At 70.0% G+C, this 16,453-nt stretch carries 13 protein-coding genes and 2 tRNA genes; 3 read left to right on the forward strand and 12 right to left on the reverse strand.

All coding sequences use genetic code 11. The features are described from left to right. Window positions 1-14: 14 nt before the first annotated feature. From thrS to OG844_RS06330, 3 genes are all read right to left on the reverse strand, one after another. The gene (gene thrS / locus OG844_RS06320) at window positions 15-1,991 is read right to left on the reverse strand and encodes a threonine--tRNA ligase (RefSeq protein ID WP_351180501.1); all 1,977 of its coding nucleotides are present in this window, start codon (window positions 1,989-1,991) and stop codon (window positions 15-17) included. A gap of 109 nt (window positions 1,992-2,100) precedes the next feature. Beyond that, on the reverse strand, window positions 2,101-3,333 hold the full coding sequence (locus OG844_RS06325) for a hypothetical protein (protein ID WP_406388673.1): 1,233 nt from the start codon (window positions 3,331-3,333) through the stop codon (window positions 2,101-2,103). After that, a complete protein-coding gene (locus tag OG844_RS06330) occupies window positions 3,333-3,932 on the reverse strand; it encodes a DUF4365 domain-containing protein (RefSeq protein ID WP_351180506.1) in 600 nt (199 codons plus the stop codon). Before OG844_RS06330 ends, OG844_RS06325 begins: the two co-directional genes overlap by 1 nt. Window positions 3,933-4,128: 196 nt before the next feature. On the opposite strand from OG844_RS06330, the gene OG844_RS06335 reads away from it, so the two are divergent. After that, complete coding sequence (locus OG844_RS06335) at window positions 4,129-4,854, forward strand: 3'-5' exonuclease (protein WP_406388675.1); 726 nt, start codon at window positions 4,129-4,131, stop codon at window positions 4,852-4,854. 60 nt (window positions 4,855-4,914) lie between these two features. Here the strand turns inward: OG844_RS06335 and OG844_RS06340 are convergent. Together OG844_RS06340 and OG844_RS06345 are read right to left on the reverse strand one after the other, a co-directional pair. Continuing rightward, window positions 4,915-4,986, reverse strand: a tRNA-Val gene (locus OG844_RS06340). 39 nt (window positions 4,987-5,025) lie between these two features. Further along, on the reverse strand, window positions 5,026-5,472 hold the full coding sequence (locus OG844_RS06345) for an SRPBCC family protein (protein ID WP_406388676.1): 447 nt from the start codon (window positions 5,470-5,472) through the stop codon (window positions 5,026-5,028). Between the two features lie 91 nt (window positions 5,473-5,563). On the opposite strand from OG844_RS06345, the gene OG844_RS06350 reads away from it, so the two are divergent. Beyond that, window positions 5,564-8,017 (forward strand): SCO7613 C-terminal domain-containing membrane protein, encoded by a 2,454-nt coding sequence (locus tag OG844_RS06350; protein WP_406388677.1) that lies wholly within the window; start codon window positions 5,564-5,566, stop codon window positions 8,015-8,017. 72 nt (window positions 8,018-8,089) lie between these two features. Here the strand turns inward: OG844_RS06350 and OG844_RS06355 are convergent, their stop codons facing one another. The 7 genes from OG844_RS06355 to OG844_RS06385 all read right to left on the reverse strand — a co-directional run bounded on the left by OG844_RS06355 (window position 8,090) and on the right by OG844_RS06385 (window position 15,406). Then, a complete protein-coding gene (locus OG844_RS06355; protein WP_406388679.1) occupies window positions 8,090-10,834 on the reverse strand; it encodes a Tat pathway signal sequence domain protein in 2,745 nt (914 codons plus the stop codon). A gap of 54 nt (window positions 10,835-10,888) precedes the next feature. After that, the gene (locus OG844_RS06360; RefSeq protein WP_406396019.1) at window positions 10,889-11,437 is read right to left on the reverse strand and encodes a hypothetical protein; all 549 of its coding nucleotides are present in this window, start codon (window positions 11,435-11,437) and stop codon (window positions 10,889-10,891) included. Between the two features lie 49 nt (window positions 11,438-11,486). Beyond that, window positions 11,487-12,347, reverse strand: a complete 861-nt coding sequence (locus OG844_RS06365; RefSeq protein WP_406388681.1) for a carbohydrate ABC transporter permease — start codon at window positions 12,345-12,347, stop codon at window positions 11,487-11,489. Continuing rightward, window positions 12,344-13,336, reverse strand: coding sequence for a carbohydrate ABC transporter permease (locus OG844_RS06370; RefSeq protein ID WP_406388683.1), 993 nt, complete (start codon window positions 13,334-13,336; stop codon window positions 12,344-12,346). Before OG844_RS06370 ends, OG844_RS06365 begins: the two co-directional genes overlap by 4 nt. Window positions 13,337-13,347: 11 nt before the next feature. Further along, window positions 13,348-14,637, reverse strand: a complete 1,290-nt coding sequence (locus tag OG844_RS06375; protein WP_406388685.1) for an ABC transporter substrate-binding protein — start codon at window positions 14,635-14,637, stop codon at window positions 13,348-13,350. Between the two features lie 187 nt (window positions 14,638-14,824). Then, window positions 14,825-14,896, reverse strand: a tRNA-Val gene (locus OG844_RS06380). 54 nt (window positions 14,897-14,950) lie between these two features. Then, window positions 14,951-15,406 (reverse strand): TIGR02611 family protein, encoded by a 456-nt coding sequence (locus OG844_RS06385; RefSeq protein ID WP_406388686.1) that lies wholly within the window; start codon window positions 15,404-15,406, stop codon window positions 14,951-14,953. A gap of 190 nt (window positions 15,407-15,596) precedes the next feature. Here OG844_RS06385 and OG844_RS06390 point away from each other — a divergent pair, with 190 nt between their 5' ends. Beyond that, the gene (locus OG844_RS06390; protein ID WP_003959770.1) at window positions 15,597-16,010 is read left to right on the forward strand and encodes an SsgA family sporulation/cell division regulator; all 414 of its coding nucleotides are present in this window, start codon (window positions 15,597-15,599) and stop codon (window positions 16,008-16,010) included. Window positions 16,011-16,453: the final 443 nt, after the last annotated feature.

Genomic DNA, 16,453 nt, shown 5'->3' on the forward strand with positions numbered 1-16,453 from the left:
CTCCTCAGGCAGGATCACACCTGGACGCGTCGCTCCACCACGTCGACGAGCTTGGCGATCGCTTCGTCGCGGGCGATGCCGTTCTCCTGCGAACCGTCGCGGTAGCGGAAGGACACCGTGCCCGCGTTCATGTCCTCGTCACCGACGATGATCATGAACGGCACCTTGGCGCGCTGGTGGTTGCGGATCTTCTTCTGCATGCGGTCCGAAGAAGCGTCCACCTCGACCCGCAGGCCCTTCTTCCGTGCCTCGGCGGCGAACTCCTGGAGGTACGGGATGTGGGTGTCACCGATCGGGATGCCGACCGCCTGGACCGGGGCCAGCCATACCGGGAACGCACCCGCGTAGTGCTCGAGCAGCACCGCGAAGAAGCGCTCGATGGAGCCGAACAGCGCGCGGTGGATCATGACCGGGCGCTGCTTGGTGCCGTCCGGGCCGGTGTACTCCAGGTCGAAGCGCTCCGGCAGGTTGAAGTCGAGCTGCACGGTCGACATCTGCCAGGTACGGCCGATGGCGTCCTTGCACTGCACCGAGATCTTCGGGCCGTAGAACGCGGCGCCGCCCGGGTCGGGGACGAGGGGCAGGCCCTGCTTCTCGGCGACCTGGCGCAGCGTCTCGGTGGCCTCTTCCCAGACCTCGTCGGAGCCGACGAACTTCTCCGGGTCCTTGGTGGAGAGCTCCAGGTAGAAGTCGGTCAGCCCGTAGTCGCGCAGGAGGTTCAGGACGAAGGTGAGCGTCCGGTCGAGCTCCTCCGCCATCTGCTCCTTGGTGCAGTAGATGTGCGCGTCGTCCTGGGTGAAGCCGCGCGAGCGGGTCAGCCCGTGGACGACACCCGACTTCTCGTACCGGTACACCGTGCCGAACTCGAAGAGCCGCAGCGGAAGTTCGCGGTAGGAACGGCCTCGCGCGTCGAAGATCAGGTTGTGCATCGGGCAGTTCATCGGCTTGAGGTAGTAGTCCACCCCGTCGTCGAGCTGCATGGGCGGGTACATGCCGTCGGCGTACCAGTCCAGGTGACCCGACTTCTCGAAGAGCTTGCCCTTGGTCGCGTGGGGGCTGTAGACGAACTCGTAGCCCTCCTCCTCGTGGCGGCGCCGCGAGTAGTCCTCCATGGCCCGGCGGATGACGCCGCCCTTGGGGTGGAAGACGGCGAGGCCGGGGCCGATCTCGTCGGGGAAGGAGAAGAGGTCCAGCTCGTTGCCGAGCTTGCGGTGGTCGCGCTTGGCGGCCTCCTCCAGGAACTCCAGGTGCGCCTTGAGCTCGTCCTTGGTGGGCCACGCGGTGCCGTAGATGCGCTGCAGCATGGGGTTCTTCTCGCTGCCCCGCCAGTACGCCGCGGCGTTCCGCATCAGCTTGAACGCCGGGATGAACCGGGTGGTGGGCAGGTGGGGACCGCGGCAGAGGTCCTTCCAGCACAGCTCGCCGGTCTTGGCGTCGAAGTTGTCGTAGATGGTCAGCTCGCCGCCGCCCACCTCGACGTCCGCGCCGTCGTCCGAGGAGGCCGAGCCCTTGATGCCGATGAGCTCCAGCTTGTACGGCTCGTCGGCGAGCTCCTCACGGGCGGCCTCGTCGGTGACCACCCGGCGGGAGAACCTCTGCCCCCGCTTCTGGATCTCCTGCATCTTCTTCTCGATGGCCTTGAGGTCCTCGGGCGTGAACGGCTTCTCGACGTCGAAGTCGTAGTAGAAGCCGTCCTTGACCGGCGGGCCGATGCCCAGCTTGGCGTCGGGGTGCAGCTCCTGCACGGCCTGGGCCATCACGTGCGCGGTGGAGTGCCGCAAGATGTTGAGGCCGTCCTCGGAGGAGATCTCGACGGGCTCGACGACTTCGCCGTCCTTGAGCTCGTACGCGAGGTCCCGCAGCTCCCCCTCGACCCGTGCGGCGACGACGGTGCGCTGTCCGGGGAAGAGCTCGCCGGCCGTCGTTCCCGTCGTCACCACGTGCTCTTCCCGCTCGGAATCGCGTTGGATGATCACACGGACGTCTGACACCGGTCTCTCCTGACTGAGGGGGTGCGTCGCATTCCTCTGCGCGCAAGAGGAATCGTACCGAGCCGGAGGCCCCGGACGCGAAAGGGATACCGCGGGGGTACCCCGGGGGCTATCCCTCGTCCCCCGTGCACGCCTCCTCGAAGAAGTCGACGTTCTCCTGGAGCGACTTCATCAGCCGGTCCCGCTCCGCCTCGTCCACCTGGACGGGCGCGACCTGCGAGGCTCCGGTGAGCCGCCGGAAGCCGCCGCGGTTCTCCAGTCGGCCCTCGACCCGCAGCGGCAGGCCGACGAGGTGGGCGTGGCCGGCGATCCGGTACGCCTCCTCGTCGAGTTCGATCCGGACGTGCGCGACCTCGGCCCCGGCGAGCACCCGCAGCCGCACGATGCCCGGGCCGCGCGGCCCGGAGCGGCGCAGCCGCACGACGGCCCCGGTGATCCGTACCGGGACGGCCGGCTCGTCCTGGAGGTAGCGCACCCCTGCCAGGCGCAGGGCGGGCAGGTCCCCCGGGGAGAACTCGACGGGCTCGGGCCGTGCGGGGCAGCCTTCGGGCGTTCCGGCGGCGGGTGCCCAGTCCAGCGTGATCCTGGTGCCTTCCGATCCGCGGACCAGAGCGACGACCGCCTCGGTCAGCTCCCTGCTGACCCCGGCCGCGACGGCGCTGTCGAACGCTTCCATGCCCCCGGTGGCGCGCTGGTAGTCGACGGCCTCCCTGGTGGCGTGCAGCGCCTGGTAGAGCTGTACGGCCACGGCCCTCCCGGAGGCGACGGGGACGAAGACCGTGAGCCGACGGCCGCCCGGCGCGGGTCCGACGAGGGTGCCGTCCAGGGCCGCCCGCGCCTTCCCGCGGTGGCGTGCGCCGTGGTAGCCGGCGAGGCCGCGTACGGCGAGTGCTCCGGCGAGCAGGATCTGCCGGGCGGCCGTACGCAGTTGTTCGGCCTCCGTCCAGCCCGCGGCCCCGGCGGTCTCCTCGGGGACATCGCGCCACCAGCGGATCTCGTCGCTCGGCACGGCGAGGGAGACCAGGACGTCACGTGCCGACGGCGCGGCGCTGCGGGCGAGCGCGGTGAGGGCTTCGGCGAGCAGGTCCTCACTGTCGGGGTAGGCGGCGGTGTCGGGCACGAGCAGGCTGGTGCCCGCGGCGGAACCGGGCGGGGTCCACCGGCTGTAGCGCCCGGCGGCTCCCCCGCGACGGCGCCATCCGTGCCGGCGCAGGAGCGTGCCGAGTACGGCCGGGTCGACGAGGGCGGGGTCGGGCCCCTGGTCCACGTCCTCGGCGTACGGGTGCGCGCGTGTGCCCGCCGGCGTCGTCCCGCCGGCGGGCTCGTCCATCGACCGGTGCATCAGGGTCTCCCTCCCGCCCCGACCCGGGCCATGATCTCGCAGAGTGCTCGGTCGTCGAAGATCCGCGAGGTCGGGATCCGCACAGTGGTCCTGTGCCGGCCCGTCACCGCGTGGCCGGCCAGGTTGGTCCAGTAGCAGCAGTGCCGCAGGTCGAGACGGTCGTGCCCGGCCCGCAGCCAGTCGTCCTGGCTGCGGGGCACGATCATCACGACGAGGATCTTGTGCACCGACACGGGTGTCCGTGCGAGCTTCACGAGGTGGGCGTTGTCGAGCGTGAAGGAGAACGCCGCGCCAGGTGGGTGCGGGGGAATCTGGTAGGTGCACTTGAGCTGCACCTTGATGGTCACTTCGTCGTCGACGGTGTGGTCGGGGGCGCCGTGGCTGACGTGCCAGTCGATGCCGTTGTCGGGAAAGGGCTGCGACAGGGAACACCCCGCCGCGGCCGCTACCGCGTGCAAGTAGCCCACCTGGAGGGTCTCCATGCAGGCGGTGGTGGCGAGTGTGCCGCGCAGTGGTGGTGCCATCCGCTGCGGCGGCGGTCCTCCCCCGTAGTCCTCGGCGCGGGCGGGACCCCCTGGGTTCGGCTGCGCGAGCGCCATGGCTCCGTGTGCCTTCCGGGCTGTGCCGACCGGTTGCCCGGTCTCCGCTGACGGGACGGCCAACTTCCTTTCCCGTCTCCTGTGTTGTCACCGCAGGAGACGGCCCGCAAACGGCGTATCAGGCAAAGGGCCCGGGTATCACCGAATCGGGCAGAGGAATCCCGTCATCTGCCGCGCAGGGGCGAGGAGTTCGGGGATGATGCACTGGTTCGAAGGGCCGCTGGCCGCTTTTGACACGGAGACAACAGGCGTGAACGTCGAGGAGGACCGGATCGTTTCGGCCGCTCTCGTCGTCCAGGACACCGCGGGCGGACGCCTTCGCGTCACCCGCTGGCTGGTCAATCCGGGGATACCGGTACCCGTCGGGGCCACCGAGATCCACGGTCTGACCGACGACCACCTGCAGCGCAACGGCCGGTGGCCCGCACCGGTCGTCGAGGAGATAGCGAGGGCGCTGGCCGAGCAGTGCGCGACGGGCCGGCCGCTCGTCGTGATGAACGCGCCGTTCGACCTGACGCTGCTGGACCGGGAGCTGAAGCGGCACCGGGCGTCGTCGCTGGGCGCGTATCTGCAGAACACGCCCCTGTGCGTGCTGGACCCACGTGTCCTGGACAAACACCTGGACCGCTACCGCAAGGGCCGCCGCACGCTGACGGATCTGTGCGAGCTGTACGGGGTGGTGCTGGACGGGGCGCATGACGCGGCGGCCGACGCGGCGGCGTCGCTGGAGCTGGTGCGCGCGGTGGGGCGGCGGTTCTCCGCCCGGCTGGAGCGGCTGTCGCCGGCGGAGCTGCATTCGCTGCAGGCGGTGTGGCACGCGGCGCAGGCGCGCGGTCTGCAGGCGTGGTTCGAGAAGAACGGCGAGGCGGAGGCTGTGGATCCGGCGTGGCCGCTGCGTCCGGAGCTGCCGGCGGCGGCCTGATCCGGGCCGGTACGCGAAAGCCGGTCCGTCGATGGTGCTGACGGACCGGCTTTTCCCGGGTGGGCGATACTGGTTTCGAACCAGTGACCTCTTCGGTGTGAACGAAGCGCTCTCCCACTGAGCTAATCGCCCGGGAACGGGTTGAACCATACAGGGCCCGGCGGGCTACGTTCAAACTCCTTGCAGCCATGCCGCCAGCCCGCGGCGTCCGGCGCGCATCATCAGCGTGTGATTGGCGCGGAAGACGAGGCGTCCGGGCACGGCGAGGCGGCGCAGCAGCCTCCTGCGGACGACGGTCTCCTGCTCGTAGAGCACCCGGCTCCCGCCGTCGTGCGCGGTGACGGTCCAGCGGACCCAGCCCTCGAGATCACCGGTCATGGCGGCCTGGAGGATCCGGGACGCGGGCTCGCGGCGGCTCTGCCTGACGGTCACGACCAGGTCGTACGGGAGGAAGGAGCGGAAGCGCGTCGTGGCGGAGGTGTCGTCGACGGGCGTGACCTCGCGGACCTGCGGCCACCACCGGGGGTAGTCCTCGGCGCCTTCCAGGGCCACGTACACGGTGTCGGGAGCGGCGGGCAGGTCCCAGACGCTGGTGAAGCGGTAGTGGTTCCAGTCCATGGGTCCAGTCTGCGCGTGCCGGACCTACTCATGGCGGGAACTGAGTATCCGAGCGCATGTACGAGCGTGTGGTCGGCGCCACACTCCCCTCATGGAACATGTGCCGCCACCCGCCGAGGAATTGGCGCTCCTCGACCAAGAACTTGTCCGGCTCGACGCCCGTCGGCTGCAGCTGCTGAACCGCCGCGCCTGGCTGCTGGGCGTGCTGCGCCCGCCGGTCGCCCCGCCTCCGTTCGCGGCACCTCCCGGGCGGCTTCCCGCCGCGCCGTTCGGCTGGGGGCCGCCGGTCGGCGCCGCCGCCGCAGCCCCGGCGTCCGGTGCGTCCGGTGTACAGAACGTGCTGCTGGTCCTCGGTGGTCTGCTGCTGACGATCGCGGCGATCGCGTTCACCCTGTTCAGCTGGGGCGAGATGGGTATCGCCGGCCGTTCGGCGGTGCTGGCGACGGTGACGCTGGCCGCGCTCGTGGCTCCCGCGCTGCTGCTGAGGCGCAAGCTGTCCGCGACGGCGGAGGCGCTGACGGTACTGGCGCTCGTGCTGACGGTTCTGGACGCGTACGCGCTGCACGCGGTGGCCGTGCCGGACACGGACAGGCTCGGCTTCGCGGCGGTCGCGTCCGCGGTGCTGACCGCGTTGTGGGCGGCGTACGGGCTGGCGCTGGGGCGGCTGCGGATGCCGCTGCCCGCTGCCGTGGTGGCGGGGCAACTGCCGCTGGTGCTCGGGGCGTGGTCCGCCGGGGCGCAGGCAGCGGTCTTCGGTTGGGCGCTGCTGGTGACCGCGGCCGCGGATGTCGCGGTGGCGCTGCGTGGCCGGGGACTCGCGGTGCGGATCACGGCGGGCGTCGGGGCGGCGTCGGCCGGGCTGATCGCGATGCTGATCGGCCTGGGCCAGTCGGTGTCGGCCGATGGACCGCTCGCGGCCGCGGGCCCGGGTGCGCTGTTGCTGGCCGGTGCGGTGGTGGCGCTGTTCGCGGCGTGGCGCGCGCCGAAGGAGTGGGCCGGTGCCGCGGGTGTGGTGGCGGGTCTCGCCGCGGTGGCCGGGGTGGGCGGTGTGCTGCGTACGGGCCTGCCGTGGAACTGGTCGGTGGTGGTGTACCTGCTGTGCGGTGCGGCGCTGACGGCGGTGGTGCGTGTGCGGGTTCCGCAGCCGGTGGGCCGGGGTGTGCTGGTGGCGTCCGCGGCGGTGACGGCGGGTGCGGTGCTGTGGGCGCTGCCTGCGGTGGCGGCTGTGCTGCTGGGGCCGGTGTCCTTGCTGACCGATGTGTGGGCCGGGGCGCCGGGGAGCGTCCGGGGCGCCCTGGGACCGTCGATGCCGTGGCCGGAGTCGGCTGCCTCGCCGGTGGTGCTGGTACTGGTGGCGGGCCTGTTTGCGGCTCTGCACGCCGGGTGGGACCGGGTATGCGGCGCGCTGCTGTCGCCCCGGCCGGGGTGGCGTGTCGCCGCGGCGGCCGGCGCGATGGTCCTGGGCTGGTGTGCGGCACTGGCGCTGCCGGCTGTGATGGACGTGCCGTACGCGGTGGCGGTGGGCGTGGAACTGCTGCTGGTGACGGGGCTGCTGGCGGTCGCCGTGCGGGCGGGGGCGGGTGCGCTTTCGTTCACCGCTCTGGTGTGCGCGCTCGTGGGCGCGGTGAGTGCGGGCCTGCTCGCACTGGCCGCCGAACCGGCCACGTACGCGGTGTTCGTGGGACTGTCGGTGCTGTTCGCGGGTGCGGCGGCCCGGTCGGGGGCGGCTGCGGTGCAGTCGGTCCTCGCCGGTGCCTCCGTCCTGTGCGCGATCGTGCCTGTTTCGGCGGCGGGGGCTTCGCTGGGGTGGAGCGCGCCGCACGCCGCTCCTTTGGTCCTGGTCGTTCCCGCGGTGACGGTGCTGCTCGGGGCACGGCTACGGGTGGCCGCCGTGGCGTCGACGGTGGAACTCACCGGGGCCTTCGGAGCGGTGGTGGCCGTGGGGCTCGCGGTGACGGACGCGCCCTTCCTGGCTCTGGTGCTGGCGCTGTGCGGGGTGCTGGCCGCGGGTACCGCGGTGCGGCCGGACCGCCGGCCGGTTGCGGGGCACCTGGCGGCGGTGCTGTTCGTGATGGCCGCGTGGGTGCGGCTGGCGGCTTCGGAGGTGTCGGACCCGGAGGCCTACACCCTGCCGGTGTCGGTGATCGCGTTCGCGGTCGGGTACCTGCGCCGTCGCACGGACCCGGCCGCGTCCTCCTGGGTGGCGTACGGCCCCGCGCTCTCGATGACGATGGTACCGAGCCTCGTGGTGGCGTGGGTCGATCCGCACTGGCTGCGGCCCCTGCTGCTGGGCATGGCGGCGCTCGTGGTCACGCTGGTGGGCGCCCGCTTCCGGCTTCAGGCGCCCCTGGTGCTGGGCGGTTCGGTCCTGGCCCTGGTCGGGCTCCACGAGCTGGCCCCGCATGTCGTCCAGGTCTTCGACGCACTCCCCCGCTGGGCGCCCCCGGCGCTCGCCGGGCTGCTGCTGCTCGCACTCGGGGCGACGTACGAACAGCGGCTGCGCGACGCGCGCCGGGTGCGGGAGAGCCTCGGCCGGATGCGTTAGGGCCTCTCGTTCGGATCATGCCGGGCTCGCGGGGCCCGGCACCCTGATCCGGCCTGACCCGAACGAAGAACCCTAGGGCATCTTGTCGCCGACGAGTGCGAGGTTCTGGATCGCCGCGAGTCCGTACAGGGCGGTGGAGTTGGTGCTGACCCAGGCCGCTTCACTGCCCGGTACGGGTCCGGTCGGTCCCTCGACCTTGTGGGTGCTCCAGTCGGTGGTCTCCTTGTAGTCCCACGTGTCGGCGCTGCTGTAGAACTGCTTCCACGCCCGGGTGGCAAGGGTGACGTCTCCTGTTCGTACGGCGGCGTAGGCGTCCTGGCGGGAGTGGCCCTGGAACAGCAGCAGGGTGCCGAAGTTGCTGCCGTAGCGGGCGGTCTGTTCCGCCTTGGTGGCGTTGAAGTAGCGGCAGTAGTCGATCCATGCCGCCTCGAACTCCGGCATGTCGATCATGTCGATGAGTTCGGCGTTGAGCTCGACCAGGCCGAACATGGCCGACAGGTGCGAGACACCGACCGCGGGCTTCTCGGCTATCGCGAACTTCCCGGTGTCGAGGTCGTACAGACCGACGCCCTGGACGAAGCCGTTGGGCTGGGCGGCGATGGTCTCCATGGTGGACAGCACCCGGTCCCTGGCCTTCTCCCACTTGGGGCCGCGGCGCTCCCACTCGGTGAGCCAGGCGGAGACGAGGCCGCTCCAGTCGGTGCCGAAGCCGATGGACAGGGCGTGCCGGTCGGGGGTGTACGGCTCGGTGCGGATCTTGCGGATGGGGTCCAGGGCGAGGAAGGTCTCGTCGGAGTCGACATTGGCGTGCATGAGGTCGCCCACGCGCTCGTCCGCGGTGAGGAAGTAGAACATTCGGCGGTAGGTGGTGTTGGCGATGCGCTGCTGCTTGGCGCTGTCGGCGTAGTGCTGGACGCCGTGGCGCGTGCCGAGTCCCGCCCACCTGCCGAGGTGGTAGACGTCGACCTCGCCGGTGTGCCGGGTCATGGCTTCGGCGAAGCGGTAGATGTCGGCGCGGCCCGAGCGCATGTACGCGTACCAGAGCCACAGGTCGGGCGAGAGCTCGGAGTTGTCCCAGGCGTAGCCGCCGACGTCGTAGCACCACTGATGGCGGGTGGGGTCGTAGGTGTGCATGATGTCGCCGTAGTCCCAGAAGCCGTACCAACGGCGCATCTCCACCTGGTCCTTGTAGTACGTGAAGAGGAAGTCCAGATGGTCCTCGATCTTCGACTTGGCGGCGGTGGACCGGTCGGGTTCGGCGAAGAGCCCGCCGAAGACCTTGGCCTTGATGAGCTGCTTGGGCGGCGCGGCGAGCTGGGGCGGGGTGCGTACGGCGTCGACCTGCTGGGCGAGGGTCTCGGCGGTGGGGGTGAACTCGTTGGCCCAGAAGAGGAGTTCACTCGTCCGCGCGATGCCGTACGGGGTGCCGAAGCCGGGTTCGTAGTCCTCGTAGGTGATGTTGAGGCCTTCGAGCTGTTCGGCGTAGGTGTCCTGTCCCATGCCGTCGTGGTAGAAGCGCAGGTCCATGGGCCGGGCCTCGGGTGACCAGAGCCAGAGGGTGACCTCGGCCTCGTCGGTCTGGGCGTCGCGGATGTCCAGCTGGGCGGGGTGCTTCTCCCAGAAGTCGCGCAGTCCGAAGGAGAGTCCGCCGCTCGGCCCGCCGACGTATCCGAAGCCGGAGGCCCGCGTGCCGCCTCCGGCGGGGATCCACCCATGGCCCTTCTTCGTGCGCTTGCGCAGCCCGAAACCGTCGGCGGAGAGCTGGGAGAGCGTGTAGTCGCCCCACTCGGGGATGTACTGGAGCCGGGTGGTGACCCGCTGGTCCCAGGTGGCGGGGTCGGGGAGCTTCTGGCCCGCGAACTGTGCCTCGCGCACGGCGGCCCCGGGGTCCCGGCGCAGCCCGGTGATGCCCTTCACGGCCTCGCGCAGGAGGCCGGTGCCGTCGCCGCCGATGCGGATGTGGCGGTCATGGGCGGCGTCGCGCATCGGGACGCCGAAGCGGACGCCGAGGCCGCGGATGAAGTCGCCGCTCGCCTTTCCGGGTTCCTGGGTGCCGTCGTAGGTGATGGTGTGCATCATCCGGAAGGAGTCGGCGCCCGCGTAGAAGTAGAACCGTACGGAGAACGGCATCCAGGAGCGGGAGCCCTTGCGGTGCTTGCCGTCGATGCGGACGACGGCACGGACGGGGCCGTCCTGCTCCGTCTCGGCGGCTTCGATGACGCTCTCGAAGCGCTCGTACTTCTCGTTGCCCTGGTCGCCGTCCTCGATCTCGCCCTGGCGCAGCAGGACGAGCCGGCCGTTGCGGGCGATTTCGGTGGAGCCGCGGGTGACGGACGTGACCAGTGCCGAGCCGTTGGTGCCGAGTTTGGCCGTGATCACCCCGGTCGAGACGGTGAGGGTGCCGCCCGCCCGGGTGACGGTGACCTTCTTCTCCGGGGCGGCGGGCGTCCCCGTGGTGAGTGCGAACTTCTTCGCGGTGACCTCGGGGCCGACCGCGTGCGCGGTCCACTTGAGCGAGCCGTCGGGCCAGTAGCCGATCGGCCAGGTCTGTACGGGGACGTCCTTGCCGTCCTCGGTGGCCAGCGCGAACGTCTGGTCCTTCGCGTACTGCCCCTTGGGCCAGGGCACACCGAGTGTGGATCCGGGGGCGGCGCCGAGGCCGCCGGACTCGAGCCAGGTGAGGGGGACGGGCTCGGTGGTGTTCTCCGCGCCCGGGACGGCGGTTGCGGTGGTGGCGCCGAAGGACCAGCTGAACTGGGCGGCTGCGCCGGCCGCCGCTGCGGCCTTCAGGAGTGTTCTGCGGGGCATCCTGGACATGGTTGTGCCTCTCTCCGTGCGGACGGGGGACATCGAAAGGGCGGTACGGGGGTCTCAGCGGGCGAGCCGGCGGGCCTCGACTGCGGTGGCCGCGGCGGCGACGGCCCCGAGGACGGGGACGGCGAGCGGCAGTACCAGTGCGCCGGAGAGCACGACGACGGCCATCCCGCAGACGAGCAGGAGGGAGCCGGCCGGGTCGCGGACCGTGCGGCGGCCCGCGGCGGCGAGGAGGGACCGCCAGTTGTCGCCGGGCTCCCAGCACGCGGCGGCGCGTACGACCGCGACCAGGTAGCCGATCAGGGCGAGGATGCCGACGGCGCCCACGAAAGGGCCGCCGGGCAGCCCGGCTCGTACGGCCGACAGGTCCAGCCACAGCAGGGCTGCGGCCGCCCACACGGACACGCCGACGAGCCAGCCGCCGCGGGCAGCGGCGCGTGCGTCGGTGACGAACTCCCGCAGGCCGCCCTGCTCGCCCGCCAGATGGCGGCGCAGGTGCCGGGTCCCCGCGGCGAAGGCCGCGGGGAACGTGAGGAGCGGCAGGGCGGCGACGGCGATCCATACGCCGGTGAGCAGGCATTCGGAGAACAGGCCGAAACGGTCCATGACACGCGAACGCCGTTCCGCGGTGCGGGACTTCGTCGTCACGGTGGCCTCAGCCCTTCAGACCGGAGGTGGCCATGCCGTCGATCAGGTAGCGCTGGAAGGCCAGGAAGAAGGCCAGCACGGGCAGCAGGGCGACCAGCGACATGGCGATCATGCCGCCGTAGTCGGCCACGGCGTCCTGGTCGATGAACATCTTCAGCCCCATGGAGACGGTGTACTTGTCCGGCTCGTTGAGGTAGAGCAGGGGGCCCATGAAGTCGTTCCAGGCGTTGATGAAGGTGAAGATGGCGCTGGTGATGAGCGCGGGCCGGCAGAGCGGCATGACGATCGACCAGTAGATCCTCAGGTGTCCGCAGCCGTCGAGCCGCGCGGCCTCGTCGAGCTCCTTGGGCAGCCCACGCATGAACTGCACCATCAGGAAGACGAAGAAGGCGTCGGTGGCGAGGTACTTGCCGATGAGCAGCGGCGTGAAGGTGTTGATCAGTTCCAGCTTCTGGAACAGCACGTACTGCGGAATGATCAGCACGTGGTACGGCAGGAGCAGGGTGCCGATCATGATGGCGAACATGACGTTGCGGCCGGCGAAGCGGACCTTCGCGAAGGCGTACGCCGTCAGCGAGCAGGACAGCACCACGCCGATGACCGAACCAACCGCGATGTAGGCCGAGTTCAGGAAGAACGTCGAGATGGGGATGTCGGCGATGCCCTCGGTGAGCCGGGTGTAGTTGTCCGTGATGGGGTCGGCCGGGAACAGGTCCAGGGCGCCGATGATGTCCGCGCTGGGCTTGAACGAGGCGCCGATCGTCCACACCACCGGGTAGAGGACCACGGCGAGGATGACGAGTGCACCGAGGTGCCAGGCGAATGCGCCGGGTCCCCGGCGTCGTACGGCTGCGTGCAGGAGACTCATCGGCCGCCCTCCTCGTAGTGCACCCAGCGCTTCTGGGACCAGAACAGCACGGCGGTGACCAGGCCCACCGCGACGAGCAGCAGCCATCCCATGGCGGAGGCGAAGCCCATCCGGCTGTTCACGAAGCCCTGTTCGTACAGGTAGCAGGTATAGACGAGCGTCGCGTCGGCCGGTCCGCAGCTGCCGTTGCTGACGATGTAGGCGGAGCCGAAGATCTGGAAGGAGTGGATGGTCTCCAGCAGGACGTTGAAGAACAGCACCGGCGAGATCATCGGCAGGGTGATGTGGAAGAACCTGCGCCATCGGCCGGCTCCGTCCACCTCGGCCGCCTCGTACAGTTCCCGCGGGACCTGCTTGAGACCGGCCAGGAAGATGACCATCGGGGCGCCGAACTGCCAGACGGTGAGGGCGATCAGCGCGTAGATGATCATCCCGGGGTCGCCGATCCAGCCGCCCACCTCGACACCGAACACCTTCTGCGTACGGTCGACGAGGGCGTCGTCCGAGAACAGTGCGCGCCAGACGATGGCCGCCGAAACGCTCGCGCCGATCAGGGACGGGGCGTAGAAGGCCGCCCGGTAGAAGGACTGGCCCCACCGCTTCTGGGCGAGCAGCATCGCGACGGCGAGTGCGGCGGCCAGTTTGACCGGGGTGCCGATCAGTACGTACCACGAGGTGACCTCGACCGACTGGCGCCACCGGGGGTCGGCGAACATGTCGGTGAAGTTCTGCAGGCCGATCCAGCGCGGGGCTTCGAACAGGTTGTACTCGGTGAACGAGAGGTACAGCGAGAACACCATGGGCCCGGCGACCAGGAACAGGAAGCCCGCGATCCAGGGCGACATGAACAGGTAGCCGGCCAGGTTCTCGCGGCTGCCGGCCCGCTCGGGGCCGGCAGGCGGCGCGTTTCCCACGGGACCGGTCCGCTTCTCCGCGGACCGGTCGCCCCCGGACGCGCGTGCGCCCGAGGAGGTCTGGATGTGAGTCACCACGGTACCTCTCAGTTCGAGGCGAGGGCGGTCTTGGCCTCGGAGAAGAACTGCTTCACGGAGTCCTTCGGCGAGGCCTTGCCCAGGGAGAGGTCGGCGGAGATGCGCAGGAAGGCCGCCTCGATCACGTCGGCGCCCGCCGGGTGCGGTGTGATGGGCTCCAGGATGCCCGCGCCGGCGATCGCGGACTCGTACGCGGCGATCGCCTTGCTGGGGGCGTCGGTGGGCTCGTAGGCCTCGAACTGGGCGGTGGTGGCGGGTACGCCGCGGTCGTACCCCATGATCCTGGCGACCGCGGGGTCGTGGGTCATGAAGCCGATGAAGGTGGCCACCTCGGCCGGGTGCTTGGTGCGCGCCGTGCCGCTGAGCATCAGCGAACCCAGGTACTGGCCGGTCTTCTTGCCGTCGGTGCTGGGGATGGGGGCGAGGCCGTAGCTGCTCTTGCCCTCGGCGCTGTAGCGGACCGAGAAGTTGTCCCAGGTGAACTCACCGGCGGAGAGTCCCTTGGCGGTCGCGGAGGCGGGCTTGATCTGTTCGACCTTCTTGGGGTCGGCGTAGACACCCGACCTGACCCGCTCCAGGGCCTCGGTCCAGTACGGCAGCAGCTCGGTCTCGCCGAAGCCCATTCCGTCCTCGGTGAAGAAGGCCTTGCCGTTCTGGCGGAGTATCAGGTCGTACAGGTACATCACGCCGTGCGGTCCGGCGTCACCGGCGATCTTCTGACCGTTCTTGATCTTCTGCAGGCCCGCGTACCAGTCGTCCCAGGTCCAGCCGATCTCGGGGGCGATGCCGGCCTTCTCGTAGACCCTCTCGTCGATGACCAGGGCCATCGAGTTGCTGCCGACCGGTACGCCGAGCAGCTTGCCGTCGACCTCCGCGAACTTCTCCAGCCCGGAACGGAAACCGTCGAGGCTGAGGTTGCCCTTCTCCACCTGGGGGCTGAGGTCGAGGAGGACGTTCTTCGCCTCGTACTTGCGCAGGAAGGTCACGGCGTTCTGGATGACGTCCGGGGCGTTGCCGCCGGCCGCCTGCGTGTTGAACTTCTTCCAGAAGTCCGGGTACTGCTGGAAGTCCGTCTTCACCTTGATCTTCGGGTGCTTCTTCTCGAAGAGGGCGACGCACTGCTGGACCTTCTTCGCCCGGTCGTCGGCGCCCCACCAGGAGTGCCGGATGGTGACCGTACCCCCGGAACTGCCGCTCCCGCCCGAGCCGCAACCAGCTGCGGTCAGTCCGAGACCGGCCGCCGAGAGGCCGGCCAGCTTCAGCATCTGCCGCCGGTCCATGCCGTTGTTCCGAGACATCTCTTGCCCCCACCATCGCATTGAATCGTTTTAGAAAGCGCTTGCTGGGTCAAAGTAAGGAGCGGCACCCGGCTCGTCAACGGTTAGGACGAAAATCGGCGGAACGCCCGGCCCGCCGAACACCTGTACGCGAAAACACCGATGGCCCGGAAGCTTCGAGTGAAGCTTCCGGGCCATCGGTACGGGGTGGGCGATACTGGGTTCGAACCAGTGACCTCTTCGGTGTGAACGAAGCGCTCTCCCACTGAGCTAATCGCCCCGGCGCACCGCAAACATTACCCCATGTCAGCGGTGTCTCCGGACCATCGACGGGTCACTGGTCGATCCTCCACGGCATGGTGATCCCGAACTTCCAGACGTAGATCCCGACGAGTACGGCGATGATCACGAGCCCCACCGTGGTGAGGATGATGTTGCGCCGCCGCACCTCGGGATCGAGGGCGCGCTGAGCAGCCTCGGTGACCTTGCGCCGGGTCCAGCGCAGGACGAGCTGCGCCCAGACGAACTCCGTCGCCCAGATCGCCATACCCCCGAAGATCACCAGCCACCCGGGGCCCGGCAGCGGCAGCATCACGATGCCCGCTCCGACCACCGCGAGGCCGACGACGAAGATGCCGACCTGCCAGCTCACGTGCAACAGCCGGGACGCCTTGATGAACCCCGGGGCCCGCGAGCCCAGCTCCCTCTCGGCCTGCGCCGCATCCCCCGTCGCGGACTCCGCGGCCGGCCGTGAGGCGACCTCGCTCCGCTCGTCACTCTCCGCATTCATGAACCCCAACCTACCCGAACGGTGTCGGTCACTGGAATGGACGCATCACCCAAAGTTACACACCGCCCCACAACACGCCCGAAGCATCACAAATAGGTCAGAGGGGTTTACAACACCACCGTAGGTGGCATGTCGATTTCGCCGACGTGCGAATCCCCGAGCGCACACTGAGCGAAAGGCCCTGGCGCTTATGAACACCACGGTCAGCTGCGAGCTGCACCTGCGCCTCGTTGTGTCGAGCGAGTCCTCACTGCCTGTACCCGCGGGCCTGCGGTATGACACGGCCGATCCCTATGCCGTGCACGCCACCTTCCACACCGGAGCGGAGGAGACGGTCGAGTGGGTTTTCGCCCGTGACCTCCTTGCCGAGGGGCTGCACCGGCCCACCGGCACCGGAGACGTCCGCGTCTGGCCATCACGTAGTCACGGCCAGGGTGTCGTCTGCATCGCACTGAGCTCCCCGGAGGGAGAAGCCCTGCTAGAAGCTCCGGCAAGGGCCCTGGAGTCGTTCCTGAAGAGGACCGACGCCGCGGTTCCGCCGGGCACCGAGCATCGTCACTTCGATCTGGATACGGAGCTCTCACACATCCTGGCCGAGAGCTGAGCCAGGCCGAGAGCTGCGGGACGCCGTCCGACTCGGGGAGACGGCGTCGCGCGGACAACCTCATACGGCAGACACCGGCGCCGTCGCCGCGGAACCCACCGCGGCGACGGCGTCGGCGCGCGCCGGGGCACCGGGATTCCTTACTGCGCGTCCCTCGGTTGCGACGGCTTCGGTCTCGCGGTCCCGGGAACCGGCGGTCTCGGTCACGGTCCCCCACGACCGACGGTTCCGGTCCCGTCCTGGCGACCCCACGCGTCCCACACGCCCCACAGGTACCGAAGCGACTCACGAGTGACCGCCATGTGACCACCAGAGCCGCCAGGCGGCCGTCACGCGCTCCGGCGGCTCGTCCGACCGGCAAAGGCCCTCCCGCTCGCCCGTAAGTCCCTGCCGGGCCCGTGGCGCCTTCGCCGAGCCAGTAGAGTCACCCGGCATCGGCGGGC

The organism is Streptomyces sp. NBC_00887 (genome assembly GCF_045207585.1).